The 14,941-nt window shown below is 60.1% G+C and carries 13 protein-coding genes; 5 read left to right on the plus strand and 8 right to left on the minus strand.

All coding sequences use genetic code 11. The annotated features are described in order from the left end of the window. Nucleotides 1-4: 4 nt before the first annotated feature. The 3 genes from gcvH to ACXAH0_RS15405 form a co-directional block, all read right to left on the minus strand. Nucleotides 5-376: a glycine cleavage system protein GcvH gene (gcvH, locus tag ACXAH0_RS15395; RefSeq protein ID WP_475178998.1), complete on the minus strand. Its 372-nt coding sequence runs from the start codon at nt 374-376 to the stop codon at nt 5-7. Nucleotides 377-398: 22 nt separating this feature from the next. Beyond that, on the minus strand, nt 399-1,553 hold the full coding sequence (gene gcvT, locus ACXAH0_RS15400) for a glycine cleavage system aminomethyltransferase GcvT (protein ID WP_475192587.1): 1,155 nt from the start codon (nt 1,551-1,553) through the stop codon (nt 399-401). 445 nt (nt 1,554-1,998) lie between these two features. Continuing rightward, nucleotides 1,999-2,583: a hypothetical protein gene (locus ACXAH0_RS15405; protein ID WP_475179008.1), complete on the minus strand. Its 585-nt coding sequence runs from the start codon at nt 2,581-2,583 to the stop codon at nt 1,999-2,001. Between the two features lie 195 nt (nt 2,584-2,778). On the opposite strand from ACXAH0_RS15405, the gene ispH reads away from it, so the two are divergent. The 4 genes from ispH (at nt 2,779) to ACXAH0_RS15425 (ending at nt 6,477) form a co-directional block, all read left to right on the plus strand. Beyond that, complete coding sequence (gene ispH / locus ACXAH0_RS15410) at nt 2,779-3,777, plus strand: 4-hydroxy-3-methylbut-2-enyl diphosphate reductase (RefSeq protein WP_475179012.1); 999 nt, start codon at nt 2,779-2,781, stop codon at nt 3,775-3,777. Between the two features lie 4 nt (nt 3,778-3,781). Beyond that, nucleotides 3,782-4,747: a homoserine kinase gene (gene thrB / locus ACXAH0_RS15415; RefSeq protein ID WP_475179017.1), complete on the plus strand. Its 966-nt coding sequence runs from the start codon at nt 3,782-3,784 to the stop codon at nt 4,745-4,747. Then, nucleotides 4,744-5,187, plus strand: a complete 444-nt coding sequence (gene rnhA / locus ACXAH0_RS15420; protein ID WP_475192590.1) for a ribonuclease HI — start codon at nt 4,744-4,746, stop codon at nt 5,185-5,187. The genes thrB and rnhA overlap by 4 nt, the downstream gene beginning before the upstream one ends. A gap of 366 nt (nt 5,188-5,553) precedes the next feature. Next, entirely contained in the window at nt 5,554-6,477 is a 924-nt protein-coding gene (locus ACXAH0_RS15425) for a diacylglycerol/lipid kinase family protein (RefSeq protein ID WP_475179026.1), read from the plus strand. 57 nt (nt 6,478-6,534) lie between these two features. On the opposite strand, the gene ACXAH0_RS15430 is transcribed toward ACXAH0_RS15425, so the two are convergent. From ACXAH0_RS15430 to ACXAH0_RS15450, 5 genes are all read right to left on the minus strand, one after another. After that, the gene (locus ACXAH0_RS15430; RefSeq protein WP_475192594.1) at nt 6,535-9,444 is read right to left on the minus strand and encodes an EAL domain-containing protein; all 2,910 of its coding nucleotides are present in this window, start codon (nt 9,442-9,444) and stop codon (nt 6,535-6,537) included. Between the two features lie 31 nt (nt 9,445-9,475). Then, complete coding sequence (locus ACXAH0_RS15435) at nt 9,476-10,114, minus strand: GNAT family N-acetyltransferase (RefSeq protein ID WP_475179033.1); 639 nt, start codon at nt 10,112-10,114, stop codon at nt 9,476-9,478. A 17-nt stretch (nt 10,115-10,131) separates the two neighbouring features. Beyond that, nucleotides 10,132-11,421 (minus strand): M16 family metallopeptidase, encoded by a 1,290-nt coding sequence (locus ACXAH0_RS15440; protein WP_475179037.1) that lies wholly within the window; start codon nt 11,419-11,421, stop codon nt 10,132-10,134. Between the two features lie 4 nt (nt 11,422-11,425). Continuing rightward, nucleotides 11,426-12,832: a threonine synthase gene (gene thrC / locus ACXAH0_RS15445; RefSeq protein ID WP_475179039.1), complete on the minus strand. Its 1,407-nt coding sequence runs from the start codon at nt 12,830-12,832 to the stop codon at nt 11,426-11,428. Nucleotides 12,833-13,064: 232 nt separating this feature from the next. After that, nucleotides 13,065-13,661 (minus strand): YqgE/AlgH family protein, encoded by a 597-nt coding sequence (locus ACXAH0_RS15450; protein WP_475192596.1) that lies wholly within the window; start codon nt 13,659-13,661, stop codon nt 13,065-13,067. 352 nt (nt 13,662-14,013) lie between these two features. Here ACXAH0_RS15450 and ACXAH0_RS15455 point away from each other — a divergent pair, with 352 nt between their 5' ends. Then, on the plus strand, nt 14,014-14,835 hold the full coding sequence (locus ACXAH0_RS15455; protein WP_475192599.1) for a protein-disulfide reductase DsbD domain-containing protein: 822 nt from the start codon (nt 14,014-14,016) through the stop codon (nt 14,833-14,835). Nucleotides 14,836-14,941 lie beyond the last annotated feature (106 nt).

The following is a 14,941-nucleotide window of genomic DNA, read 5'->3' on the forward strand; positions in this document are numbered from 1 at the left end:
TGGGTCAGAGCGTCTCCAGAAAGGTCTTGTAGGCTGCTTCATCCAGAAGCCCGGTCAACTGGTCCGGGTTCGCAACACTCATCTTGAGAAACCAGCCGGCGCCTTGCGGGTCTTCGTTCACCTTGGCCGGCGCGTCCGCCAGGATCTGATTGGTCTCAACCACGGCCCCGTCAATCGGCGCATAAACTTCACTGGCCGCCTTCACTGATTCTACAACAGCAGCCTCATCCCCTTGCGCGAAATCGGCCCCGGTCTCCGGCAGTTCCACATAGACCACGTCCCCCAGCTGTTCCTGGGCGTAGGCGGTGATGCCGACGGTGGCGACACCGTCCTTGACGGCAATCCACTCGTGGTCCTTGGAATAATAGATGGTCATGGTTGGTTCAGCCCCCTGAAGATCATTGTTTCTTTCGTTTGCAGGTCCGGTCCGGCACAAAGGGCAGCTCCGTGACCGTTGCTGCCAGACGGCGTCCACGGGCAACCACCTCCAGCCGTGCTCCGATTCGCCCATGAACTGGAGGAATATATCCCATGCCGATAGGACCACCCAAACAGGGAGAAAACCCGCCCGAGGTCAGACGGCCGATGACTGGCCCTTCATCCGGCAGGGCAATCTCCGCGCCGGCGCGCATGGGAACCTGCCCGTTCAGGCGCAGCCCAATGCGCTGGCGGACGGGCTTGTGGTGATACTCCCGCAAAATCCGCTGTTCCCCGGGAAAGCCGCCCTGTTCCCGGCGCCGTTTCGGCAGGCAGGCCAGAAGCCCTGCCTCCACGGGAGAGACTGTCTCATCCAGATCCAGGCCATAAAGACACAAGCCCGCTTCCAGCCGCAGTGTGTCCCGGGCGCCCAGACCGGCCGGCGCGACCCGGTCATCCGCCAGCAAAGCCTTGGCTATCGGCTCGGCAGCTCCAGCGGGCACCGACAGTTCGAACCCGTCTTCCCCGCTATAACCGGACCGGGAAATGTGACAGTCGATCCCGTCGAACTCCATTGAGGACGCTGAGAGAAACTCAAGACCAGCCACTTCGGGCGCGTGACGAACCAGAACCCGATAGGCATCCGGCCCCTGCAGCGCCAGCAGCGCCCGGTCTTCAACGGGCGTCAACCTGACGGGGCTCGGGAGCTTATCTGTGAGCCAGGCGAAATCGGCCTGCTTGCGCACCGCGTTGACGGTCAGCATCAAGCGGCCGTCATCTTCCGGCGATGCGGACCGGGTCACCAGGAGATCGTCCACAATCCCGCCCTCCTCGTTGAGCAGCACCGTATAGCGCTGCTGGCCAAGCAGCAGACCGGCAAAGCAGGAGGGGGTCAAGGCTTCAAGGGCCGAGGCGGTTGTTGCGTGATCGGCACCGCACACAAAGGCCAAGCCCAGGTGAGAGATATCGAACAGGGCGGCGTTCGCCCGGGCGTGCAGATGTTCGCTGACAATGCCGCCTTGATAGTGAAGCGGCATCTGATAGCCCGCACAGGACACCATGCGTGCGCCGAACTCCACATGAAGATCGTGAAGAGGAGTTTCCCGCACTCCGGTTTCAGCCAAGGCGTCCAACATGACCAGTCCTCCCCAAGGGCATGGTTTCAAGACCGCTGGAGAAAATCCGGTCCCGTGACCCAACGAGACAGGACAGGAAGCCATCAGGCGGATCATGACAGTCACCCGGCAAGTGGCGTCCTTTGTGCCGACGCCGGGTGCGGACTGATGGCGCTCTTGCGAGCGGGCACCGCTGAAATGAGACGTTTGTGAACCGGACCATGTCTTGTCAACACTGCAAGCATGTAGAAACCGGCTGCTGCACGTCAAGGCACCCTGATCGTTGCCTTAAATAAACAACGGCTTTCAAGGGATCTTTCATTCAAAAGACGATTAGCTTCAAGTCATCTGGCAAGGACCTTGAAACAATTTTATCTTCCGCATTGGAATTAATACGGAAGATGTTTCATCACCTTCAAAACGGGTCCTATCAGGCTGCGCCCGCAGCCGGGCAACCGGCGCGCACCTAACGGCGCTTGCCGTCATCAAAACCGAAGACAACCTTCACGCTGGCCCCTTGCGGGATCAGAAACTTGTTTTCGATCAGGGTCCATTTTTCCGCAGGTGCATCGTCGCCGACGGTTACCGGCACGCTCAGAATTTCGGAGCTGAGCGGTTTGGCCCCGGCCCCGGCCGGCACAATGGCCACGCGCACAGGCAGCACCACTTCCCCTCCCTTCCAGGCAGGTCCCGGCGTAACATCTCCGGACAGGCCCAGTTTCATCCGGCGCTGGCCATCCGCTTCCTGGGTACAGGTATTGGCCCAGTCTTCAATGGTTGCCTGATACAGCAGGCCCTCTTTTTCGTCTTGCTTGCCACGCACATATTTCTGGATCAAATAGGTGCTGGACCGAAGCTCCAGAGGCGGGCATTTCACCGGAGGCGCAAAAGTTTCAGGAGACACTTCGATCGGTTTCTGACCACCGGTAATAATCTTGCCGGCCATGCTTTCAGGACCACCGCCGCAGCCGCTCAAGGCCATGGCACACAGGCCTGCCGTTAGGAAAATCTTCAGTCTCTCGGCAATTGCAGCCTGGAATACAGTGATCATTATCTACCCGTCGGATCGAAAACAAACTTGGCGCAGTGTCATAGCAGGTGCGGATTTGCTTGGCGAGAACCAATCCAGCCCCATATTGGTTGTTGAAGAATGTGGCCGAAAGACAGTGCCCGGACCTTCGGCTGACTTGACAGGACAGGGCATCCCCCTCTTATTGCGGCCATGAAGGTTTGCTGAAAGAGCACAATGAGCAACACCCCACAGACGAAACCGGCCCTGACGATCAAGCTTTGTGCGCCGCGCGGCTTTTGCGCAGGCGTGGACAGGGCGATCCAGATTGTTGAGCTGGCTCTGGAAAAATACGGCCGCCCCGTCTACGTGCGTCACGAGATCGTGCACAACAAATTCGTTGTGGATGGGCTCAAGGCCAAAGGCGCCGTCTTTGTTGAAGAACTGGGAGAGATCCCGGCGGCCGATCTGGACCGGCCCGTGATCTTTTCCGCACATGGGGTGCCGAAATCAGTGCCGCAGGACGCGCAGGCGCGCAACATGTTCTTTCTGGATGCCACCTGCCCTCTGGTCTCAAAGGTGCATAAGGAAGCCGAGATCCATAACCGGCGAGACCGGGAAATTCTGTTGATCGGCCATGCCGGCCACCCGGAAGTCATCGGCACCATGGGCCAGCTGCCGGACGGCACCGTCTCGCTGATCGAGACGGAAGAGGACGCCCGCGCCTATCAACCCCGCTCCGACCGGCCGATTGCCTATATTACCCAGACGACCCTGTCGGTCGACGACACGGCAGGCATTGTTGCTGTGCTTCAGGAACGCTTCCCCGAGATTGTCGCGCCGCATAAGGAGGATATCTGCTACGCCACCACCAACCGCCAGGAGGCGGTCAAGCATGTGGCCCCAAGCGTCGATGGCATGATTGTGGTTGGCGCGCCGAACTCTTCCAACTCCCAGCGCCTGCGGGAAGTTGCCGAGCGGGCAGGCTGCAATGTGTCGGTCCTGATCCAGCGGGCAAGCGATATCGATTGGCGGGATTTTGACGATGTGCGCACCCTGGGCCTGACAGCGGGTGCCTCTGCCCCGGAAACCCTGGTGGAGGAAATTATCGATGCCTTCACAGAACGGTTTGACGTCACGGTGGAAACCGTGCGCACCGCTCAGGAAACCATTTCCTTCAATCTGCCGCGCGAATTGAGAGAGACCGTCTCGCCTGCGCAAGCGGCCACCGGATAGTAGAATGGCAGTTTATACGGACGTGACCGATGAAGAGTTGCAGGCCTTCATCGGCGGCTATGACGTGGGGCGCCTGCTGTCCTTCAAGGGCATTGCCGAAGGTGTCGAAAACAGCAATTTTCTGGTTCACACCGACAAGGCGTCGTTCATCCTGACGCTCTATGAAAAGCGGGTCAATCCGGACGACCTGCCGTTTTTTCTGAACCTGTTGACGCATCTTGCCGCCAAGGGCCTGTCCTGCCCGACGCCGGTGCCCGCGCGCTCCGGCAGCCTGCTTGGCACCCTGGCCGGGCGCCCGGCAGCCCTGGTGACCTTTCTGGAAGGCATGTGGGTCAAACGCCCGCGGGTGGAACATTGCGCCGAACTTGGCAAGGCCATGGCCGCCTTGCATCTGGCCGGTCAGGATTATCACGGGCAGCGTGCCAATGCGCTTGCCGTCACCGGCTGGCGGCCCCTGTTTGAGCAGTGCGGCGGCCGGAGCAACGGTGTCCATCCGGGCCTGGAAGAAGAGATTGGCAGTGAGCTTGCGCATCTGGAAACGGTCTGGCCGCCGGATCTGCCCGGCGGGGTCATCCATGCGGATCTGTTCCCGGACAATGTGTTTTTCCTTGGCGATGAGCTCTCCGGCCTGATCGATTTTTATTTCGCCTGTAATGATGCCTTTGCCTATGACATTGCCATCTGCCTGAATGCCTGGTGTTTTGAGAAGGATCTCTCCTTCAACGTGACCAAGGCCCGGGCCCTTTTGAAGGGCTATTCGGATGTGCGTCCCCTGACGGACAGGGAATATGACGCACTGCCGACCTTGTCACGCGGGGCGGCCCTGCGGTTCCTGCTCACCCGGCTCTATGACTGGCTGAGCGTTCCGAAAGGAGCGCTGGTGACCCCCAAGGACCCGCTGGAATATCTGAAGAAACTGCGTTTCCATCAGACAGTTGACGGCACGGAGGCGTACGGCCTGAGCAAATGAGCACCGAGAACCGCGTAACCATCTATACGGACGGCGCCTGTTCCGGAAATCCCGGCCCGGGCGGCTGGGGCGTCCTTCTGCGCTTCGGCGAGCATGAAAAAGAACTGAAGGGCGGCGAACGGGAAACCACGAACAACCGCATGGAGCTGACGGCTGCCATTGAAGCGCTGAATGCCCTCAAACGGCCCTGCGCCATCGATCTTTATACGGACAGCACCTATGTGCGCAGCGGCATCAAGGAATGGCTGGCAGGCTGGAAACGCAAGAACTGGCGCACCGCAGCCAACAAGCCGGTGAAGAATGCGGATCTCTGGCAGGCCCTGGACGAAGCCCGGAGCCGCCACGATGTCACCTGGCACTGGATCAAGGGGCATGCGGGCCACCCCGGCAATGAAAAGGCGGATGAACTGGCCCGGGGCGGCATGGCGCCGTTCAAGTGAGCCAGGGCCTCTGCTGCCAGTCTGACGCATGTTCCGGAGCTTGTCCCACCGTACCTTAGAGCCTCGTGCGATCAGTCTGCACCATTTGATGCTGGAAAGCAGATCCTTCGGCAAGGCGCTTCGCGCAGCGCGATGCGCTGTACCGGGCCAGCGACGCAACGCTGCCGTTCCGCTGAAACGGGCCGGTCAGGTTCGGCACCCAGGCTTCAAGCTCGCCCTTTTCCGTCTTTTCCTTTATAGAGCTTGCATTTGCCGCTGTTTGTGCTGCCGGGGCGTCCCGGCAGTCCGGTTCCACGTTGGATCAGACAGGCGTATAAAGCGTCCCAAGGGCTTCAGCACCGGCCTGTGCTACATGAAGGAAAATACGTGAGAGTTTTCTGGTGGTCCGCTCCGGTTTCGCCACGTTCAGCCGCCCAGGATATCGTCGGCGATGTGCTGATCATGGCCAATCCGACATCCGGCGGATACAAGCCCGGCTTTCTGGACAATGTGCGCATACGGCTGGAAGATCACGGGTTCCGCACCCAGATCAAGCTGACCAGTCATGCCGGTGAAATCGGTGAAGTCTGTGCCGATCTCTCCCCCAGAGTGAAAACCCTGGTCGTCGCCGGCGGGGACGGCTCGATCAACGAGGCCCTGAACGGCTTTCAGACCCACCCCACACCGCCCCAGCTTGCGGTGATCCCATTTGGAACCGCCAATGTGCTGGCGCTGGAACTTGGCCTGCCGCGCACACCCCGTGCCATTGCAGACATGATCGCGCAGCAAAAAACAAAGCCGCTGCATTTCGGGCTCGCAAATGGCCATCCCTTTGTGCTGATGGCCTCCACCGGCTTTGACGCAGAGGTCGTGCATGCCGTGCCACTTGCCCTCAAACGCAAGCTGGGCAAACTGGCCTATGTTATAACGGCGTTCAAGACGGGCTTTTCCCGCAAGGCGACGCCGCTGGAGGTCACACTGGATGGCGAGACCCTGTCCGGCAAATTCGCCGTGGCCAGCAATGCCCGCCACTATGGTGGCCCGTTTGTCATTTGCCCGGGCGGCGCCACCGACCCGGGGCTGCACATGCTGGTTCTGGAAAAGGACGACCCGTGGTCGTCCATGCGCTACGGGCTGGCGCTGCTGATGGGCCGCATCCACAAGGCGCGCGGTGCGGTCGTAAAACCGTTTACCAGAGCGACGATCAGATCCTCAGGCCACGTGGCTGCCCAGGTCGACGGAGATCCCTTCGGCGCAACGCCTCTGGACATCCGCCAGAGCAGCAAGACTGTTCCCGTTCTGGTGCCCTGACGCACACCCGGCAGGCCATCCCCCCAGTTATCGCACGATGCTATAGAGCCCCGTGCGCTAAGCGGTTTCCGTCTGAGCTGGCATCTTGCGCAGCAATTTGGTTGCCTCTGCCGCTGAGACGGCTTCCCCGAAGAAGAAACCCTGAGCGTATTCACAACCGATCTGGTAAAGCTCCAGCGCGTCGGTCTCGCTTTCCGCCCCTTCCGCCACCACTGACATGCCAAGGTCATGCCCCATGGCCACGATGGTCCGCAAGAGGACCGGCCGCGCGGCAGAACCATTGGGTTTGACAAAAGACTGGTCGATCTTGATCGTATCGAACGGAAAGCGCTGAAGGTAGGACAGCGAGGAATGGCCGGTGCCGAAATCGTCCAGCGAAAGTCCTGCCCCCAGACCGCGCAGCCGCTCCAGCACCTTAGCCGAATATTCCGGGTTGGACATGACCAGAGACTCGGTCAGCTCCAGCTTCAACGTGCCTGGCTCCAGCGAGGTCCTCGAAAGAACTGCCTTCACATCGTTGATGAGGTCCTGTTTCAGGAGTTGCCGCGACGACAGGTTGACAGAAGCAAAGAGCGGCCGAGGCATCGGGAATTCCCGCTGCCAGAGGGCAAGCTGCTGAGCGCCCTTGTCCAGCATATACATGCCCAATTCATTGATCAGGCCGGACTGCTCGGCAATCGGAATGAATTCGGAGGGCGAAATCTTGCCCCGCTTTGGATGGTTCCAGCGGGCCAGCACTTCATAACCCGCAATGGACTGGTCCTGCAGGCGGATGATCGGCTGGAAATAGACCCCGAGTGTCTCCTTCTTGATCGCCTCGCGCAGATCCGATTCCAGATCGACAATATTCTTGTCCAGCGGCCGCAGGATCGGACGGAACACTTCCTGGCGGTCTCCGCCCAGCCGTTTGGCGTGGTTGAGGGAAATCTCCGCATTGGTGAGCATGTCCTCAACGGCCTGCTTGCCGCCTTCGAAAAAGGCGATTCCGACGGAACAGGTCAGAAAGATCTCCCGGTCCCCGAAGGTGATGGGCGCACGCACAGCCTTCCGAAGAGCATCGGCCAGCGAAACAATGCGGTCCGGCTCCTGTTCGGACAAAAGTACAAGGCCATATTGGTCGCCGGACAGGCGGCCAAGCGTGTCCTGCTGGCCGATCAGGCGGCCGAGCCTGCGGGCCACGGTCAGCAAAATGCTGTCCCCTGCAGAAAGGCCAATGCTGTCATTGACCTGTTTGAATCGGTCCAGATTGAGCACCAGAAGGGTCGGCTTGGTCGTCTCTTCCGCCTTGGCCCGCACAACACTGGTGCGCAGCCGGTCGACAAACAGTTCCCTGTTGGGCAGACCTGTCAGATTGTCATGAACCGCGTCATGCAGAAGACGTTCTTCGGCTGTGCGCTCCTCGGTAACATCCAGCAGCGTGCCCACGCAGCGGATCACCTCGCCGTCGGACCCGATGATCGGCCGGGCGCGCAGTCGGAACCAGCGGAAATGCCCGTCTTCGGACCGGAGCCGGAAAGTCTGCATGACCTTGCCCCGGCGCTGATCGATAACTGCGTCCAGCGTAGCCCTGAACCGGTCCCGGTCCTGCGGATGCAGCACATCAAGCCAGTCCCGCGCCGGACCTTCCAGTGCCCCGCGCCTGAGGCTCAACAGTTCCTCGACTTCGTTGCCGGTGGTCACCCGGTCCCGGTCGATGTCCCAGTCCCAGATGATATCGCCCGACCCGGTCATGGCCAGGGCCTTGCGCTCTACATCGGAAATGATGCCTTGGGTAATCGCCCCGCCGGCAAAAGCATGCTGCATCACCGTAAAGCCGATCAGAAGAACGATCAGAACAAGACCACCACCAAGCGCAGGCTGGACAATGTCGTTGGACAGATAGCCCGTCACTGTCATGGCCGAGCCGATCAGCCAGGCGATCAGGAGACTCCAGGTCGGGATCAACAAGATCGCCCGGTCGTAGTGCTGGAAGGCCAGGACCGCAATGATGACAAAGCCGAGCGCTCCGATCACCCCCAGGGAGAGACGGGCAATCCCGGCTGCAATCGACGGGTCCCAGACCGCCACACCCAGAAGGCCGAGGATCAGGATCAGGGTTGTCAGCGCCAGATGGGAATAGTGGATGTTCCAGCGGTTGAGATTGAGATAGGCATAGAGAAAGATGATCAGACTGGCTGCGAGCATGACTTCGGCGCAAGCCCTCGCCAGCTGGCTGCCGCCACCATCCAGATTGAAGACCAGGCCCCAGAAGCCGAAATCAATGCACAAATACGCAAGAACGGACCAGGCCAGCGCCGCCGTTGCGGGAAACATGACCGTTCCCTTGACCACAAACAAGATGGTCAGGAACAGGGCCAGCAGGCCGGAAATGCCCAGAATAATGCCCCGGTAGAGCGTATAGGCGTTCACGGTTTCCTTGTAGACATCCGGTTCCCAGATGCGGACTTCAGGCAAATTCGGCGTGGTCAGCTCGGCCACGAAAGTGACCACGGACCCCGGGTCCAGCGTGACCAGAAAGACATCTGCCTCCAGGCTTTTCTGGCGCACCGGCGCAATGCCCTGGCTGGGTGTTATGGCGGCAATGCGCGACGAGCCCAGATCCGGCCAGAAGATCTTGGAGCCCACCAGCATGTAGTTGGGGGCCACGATCAGGCGGTCGATCTGTTCGTCACTGGTATTGGCCAGCGCAAAGGCGGCCCAGTTCGTATTGGTGCCGTCCAGCGAGGGCACCTCGATCCGGCGCACAATGCCATCGGCTCCCGGTGCGGTGGAGATCTGAAGGCGGGTGCCCGCATCCCGGTGCATTTCAATGGCGCTTGTAATATCGAGCGCCTCGATATCAATCGGAACGGGGATCGGCTCCAGCGCTTGCGCCGGAATGGCGGCGAGCAGACTGACAAGCATGCACAGGGCAAAAACGAGACGATTGATCACGCTGTTTTTCGGGTCCGGTATCAAAATCGACATGAAGCGAAGAACTACCGGGTTGGAACACATGTCACAAGAATTCTTTCAAGATACCCTCAACACTCGGGCTTATCCTCCCGGTGAGCGCTGCGTGATCCTCCGCCAGACAGGCAAACAGCAGGTGGTCCTGCCAGCTGCCGTTGATGAGCAGATAGTTCCGCGCATAGCCTTCCCGTTGAAACCCTGCATTTTCGAGCAAACGAATAGACGGCCCGTTGACTGGAAGGCAGGCCGCCTCAATGCGATGGAGATTCAAAACGTCGAAACAAAATGGCAGTATCATGGCGACCGCTGCGGACATATGGCCTTTTCCCGCATAGCGCTCGCCCATCCAATAACCTAAAGTTGCAGTCTGACTCACGCCGCGGCGGATGTTGCTCAAGGTCAAGCCGCCCAGGAGTTCGTCGGTCCGGGAGCGGAACAGGAGAAAGGTCAGGCTGCGGCCCTCCTTGCGGTCGCGTGCATAGCGGCGCAGGCGGCGGCGGAAGCCGGACTTGGTCAGATCATCCGACGGCCACAGGGGCTCCCAGGGTTTCAGAAACGCCCGGCTTTCCCCGCGCAGATCGGACCAGGCTCTGAAGTCGGACATGATCGGAGGGCGCAAATAATACGCCCCCGCCTCAATCTGCAGCTCGGCATCAGGCGATGTTCCCGGCCGTAGCAATGCCATGCCCAACTCCCACGACGTTACAAGGAGGCTGCCCTCAAGACAGGGCCCTGCTCCAATCTTCCTGCCAGTTCGTCCGCCGTCATGATACCGTCCACAGGTCCAATTGCGGTCAGCGTAGGCTTCGTCCCGACAAAGGTCTCGGCTGCAACCCTGCGGATATCCTCCGGCGTAACTGCTTCAATCTTACCTGAAATTTCGTCCGGACCAAGTACCCTGCCGTGCACCAAGATCTGCCGCGCAATCTGACCAGCCCTAGCCGCAGGGCTTTCCATGGCCATCATCAGTCCGGCCCGGATCTGGGCCCGGGAGCGGGCAACCTCGTCCTCGGAGATGGTTTGGGAGGCGGCAACCAGCTCATCGGCAATCATCGGCATCAAAGCAGCCAGATCATCATGGCTGGTGGCCGCATGCACGCCGAACAGGCCCGTGTCGGAAAAGGCCCAGTGGAAGCTGTAAATCGCGTAGCACAACCCATGCTTTTCCCGGATTTCCTGGAAGAGGCGGGACGACATGCCCCCGCCCAGGACCGAGGCCAGGATCTGGATCGCATAATAGTCGCTGGACTTGTAAGGCTGGCCTTCAAAGCCCATCAGCACCTGTGCTTCCATCAGGTCCTTGTTGCGCAGGGTCTGGCCACCGCAATAGTGGGCGGACGCATCGGGCGCCGCCGCTTCCGAACTGAAGCCGCCGAATTTTTCCCGGGCCATGGCCACAAGCGCGTCGTGATCGACGGCCCCGGCCGCTGCCAGCACCATATCCGGAGCCCGGTAGCGCTCCGCCAGATAGGCATTCAGCGCAGTGCGGTCAAAACCCTTGACGGTTTGCGGCGTGCCCAGGATCGGCCGTCCAATCGCCTGGTCCGGCCAGGCGGCTTCCTGGAACAGATCAAAGGCCTGATCGTCCGGAGAATCATTGGCCGCCCCGATTTCCTGCAGGATGACATGCTGTTCGCGGGTCAGTTCCTGGGCATCGAAGGTCGAATTCTGCAGAATGTCTGAAAGAAGATCCACCGCCAGCGGCATGTCTTCCGCCAGGATCCGGGCATAATAATTGGTGTGCTCGATGCTGGTGGAGGCGTTGAGCTCACCACCCACCGCCTCGATTTCCTCGGCGATGCCCCGGGCGGTCCGGGTCTTGGTCCCCTTGAAAGCCATGTGCTCCAGAAGATGCGTGATGCCGTTCTGCTGCACGGTTTCCGCGCGCGAGCCGGTGCGCACCCAGACCCCAAGAGCGGCTGTTTTCAAGCTCGGCATCCGGTCGGTGACGACCGTCATCCCGTTTTCCAGGACAGTTGTTTGTACTTTCATATAGCTACACCCCGGCAGTGACGGCCCGGGCGTGATCTTCGATATATCGCTCCACCACGTCGAGTTCTGCCGCCAATACCTGCTGGCGCTCCTCCGCGCTCATCATGTCTTTCAAATTGTCAGGCAATTCTGGACGCAGTCCAGAGGCTTTTTCAACCGCATCGGGAAATTTAGCTGGATGGGCCGTTCCCAGAACCACCATCGGCACGGTGCCGTCGTCATGTTCCTTGGCCACATGCACCCCGATTGCCGTGTGCGGATCGAGCAGATATCCCGCTTCTGCGAAGGTTTCTGCAATTGTCGCAGCCGTCTGAGCCTCGTCACAGCGCCCGGCGCCAAAATGACGGCCCATCTCCGCCAGCGGGCCTTCGTCAATTTTGAAGCTGCCCGATTGCTGCAACTGGTTCATCATCCGGCGCACGGCCTCCCCGTCCCGGCCGCAGACTTCTGCCAGAAGCCGTTCGAAGTTGGAGGAGACCTGAATGTCCATGGACGGAGAAATGGTCGGCGTAACACCGCGTTTTTCGTAGCGGCCCGTTTCCAGGGTGCGCGCCAGAATGTCGTTCACATTGGTCGCCACGACCAGCTTTTCGACCGGCAGGCCCATTTTCATGGCGGCGTAGCCCGCGAAAATATCTCCGAAATTGCCTGTCGGCACCGTGAAGGACACCTTCCGGTACGGGGCGCCCAGTGCGGCACCTGCCACGAAATAATAGACGATCTGTGCCAATATCCGCGCCCAGTTGATTGAATTGACCCCTGACAGGGCCACCCGGTCGCGGAACGTAAAGTGATTGAACATGCCTTTGACGATTGCCTGACAATCGTCAAAGTTCCCGGTCAGGGCAAGCGCGTGGACGTTGGCCTCCGTTGGCGTGGTCATCTGACGGCGCTGCACGTTTGAGACCCGGCCATCCGGAAACAGAATGAAGATATCGGTCCGCTCCCGGCCCCGGAATGCTTCAATGGCCGCTCCGCCGGTATCGCCGGACGTCGCCCCGACGATGGTCGCCCTCAAGCCCCGCTTGGTCAGGACATAATCCATCATGCGGCCGAGAAGCTGCATGGCCACATCCTTGAAGGCCAGCGTCGGGCCGTGGAAAAGTTCCAGAATAAAGCTGTTAGGGCCCGTCTGAACCAGCGGTGTCACCGCAGGATGGCGGAACGCGCCATAGGCTTCTCCGATCATCGTTTTCAGATCAGCTTCGGGAATGGCATCGCCGACAAAGGGGCGGATCACTTCGAAGGCAACAGCTTCATAAGACTTGCCGGCAAAAGACGCGATTGTGTCCGCGTCGAAGTGCGGCCAGGTTTCGGGCAGATACAAGCCACCATCACGGGCAAGTCCCTGCAGCAGAACATCGGAAAACTCCAGGACCGGTGCGTCGCCTCGCGTGCTGCTGTATTTCACCCTGAACTTCCTTTTTGCGATGCCCTCACCCGTGCTGGCCGAAGAGGCAGACAGAAGGTCAGGGGGAATTCAAACCCGGCGGCGTTGGCACAATCCAAGCCATCCAAGCGACTTACGCGCCCGGCAGCACAAGCGCAAGCCGATTTTGGCCAAAACAGGGCTTCACGGACAGGAGAACGCCCTTCCCCACCCAAACACCTGTTTCGCAACGGCACCTGAAAAGCCCCATCGCTCAGGCGTGTCCTGCATCAGAATAGAGCATGGCCGGGTCAATGCCCAAAGACCCCAGAGCCCGGTGCCATTTGCTGCTGAATTCCGTGTCAAACAGGATGTCCGGATCGGCCGGGGCCGTGAGCCATCCATTGGACTGGATTTCGTTTTCAAGCTGGCCGGGCGCCCAGCCCGCATATCCAAGGGCCAGAATGGCGTTTTCCGGACCGTCACCTTGGGCGAGAGCCCGCAAGATCTCAAGGGTCGCCGTCAGGCAAATGCCATTGTCGATGGGCAGCGTCGACTGATTGACCGTGAAATCATCGCTATGGAGCACGAAGCCGCGTTCCACTTCCACCGGTCCGCCCTTGTGCACATTCATACCGCGCACATGATCTGGCAGCCGGATCGCGCAGTCATCATTGAGAATGTCGAGCTGAATGAGCAGTTCTTCAAGCGACAGGTGGCGGGCCACCTGGTTGACCACCAGCCCCATGGCGCCCTGGTCTGAATGGGAGCACATGTAGATGACGGAATGTTCAAACCGGCTGTCTGCCATGCTGGGCATGGCAATCAGAAACTGACCTTCGAGGGTATCCGTTTCTTCCGCTCCGACCATAAAAACCTCAAAACCGCGTGACTTTAAGCCGCTGGAAAAAAGCATACCGCCTTTGGGGCGCTTTGTTAATGACTGTTTGCCGGAGCCCGGAGGTCAGCCCGCCCCAGTTCTCAGCACAAGCCAATGGGGAGCACAGGCGAGACCCGGTGCCTTTTCAGAACCTTATGCAAAATGGCGCCTGCCTTTCCTGCCAGGCTATGACAGACGCTGCGGCAGCACGTCTCATAAGATTGTCACATAGCGGCAACACCTGGGCAAGGCTCGCGCTGTAACGAAGCCGTCACAAGGAAATGACTGTCCAGTCGCAGCCAGCCCCATGACGGCCGGGTCAAACTGGTGTAGCAGAGGCCCCATGAAAACAGCGTTCCAGATCCTATGTTTTATCCTGCTGCTGCCCCTCACCCCGGCCCGGGCTGACATGACCGATTGGGTCGAGGTTACAGGCGGGGCGGTCCGGTTGATTTCCACCGGGCCGATAGAAGATGGCCACTATCTTGCCGGGCTGGAATTTCTGCTCGCCCCGGGCTGGCACACCTATTGGCGCTATCCGGGCGAAGCGGGTGTTCCGCCTCAGCTCTCGGTCATCCGGTCGGAAAACATGACCGGCCTGGATATTCTCTACCCGGCACCGGAGCGTTATTTTGACGGCTTTTCTCAGTCGATTGTCTATCATGACGGCATCGTGCTGCCGATCCGGATCCAACCGGGCCGAGAGGCCGAAACAACGCATCTCAGCCTTGAGGTTCTGTTCGGCATCTGCAAGGACATCTGCGTGCCGGGCGACGCCCGGCTGTCGCTTGATTTTTCGCCCGGCGCCCCGAAGGACCGTCTGGCGGCCAAACTGATCGCACGGGACCTTGCGGCTGTTCCCGTGCCTTCCCCGGCAGGCGACCTTGCTATCAGTTCCGTTACACTAGACGGCTCCGGCAAACTGATGATTACAGCAACGGTGGCTTCGGGCGTGGATGCGGAGCTTTTTGCGGCTGGACCGGAAGGGTCTTACATCGGCCTGCCGGAGCTGGCCGAACGGGCCGGGACCAAAGCCGTCTGGCAGCTTTCCACCAAGGGGCTGCGTCTTGCAACAGATGACAGGGACCTCAGGCTGGTGCTGTCCTCCGCCGGACAGGCCGTCGAACACCTGGAACCCATTCAGGACCAGTGGCTGCCAAAATAACAGAGCATGTTGCCGCTCGCCTTCGCTCCATTGCACCAATTTCATTCAAGCTTCACTCGACGGGGCCGCCCCGAAGCCCTATGTGTCGTTCGGGCCACGAAGGGGC

The sequence above is a fragment of the Roseibium sp. AWQ4_290 genome, from assembly GCF_056160985.1.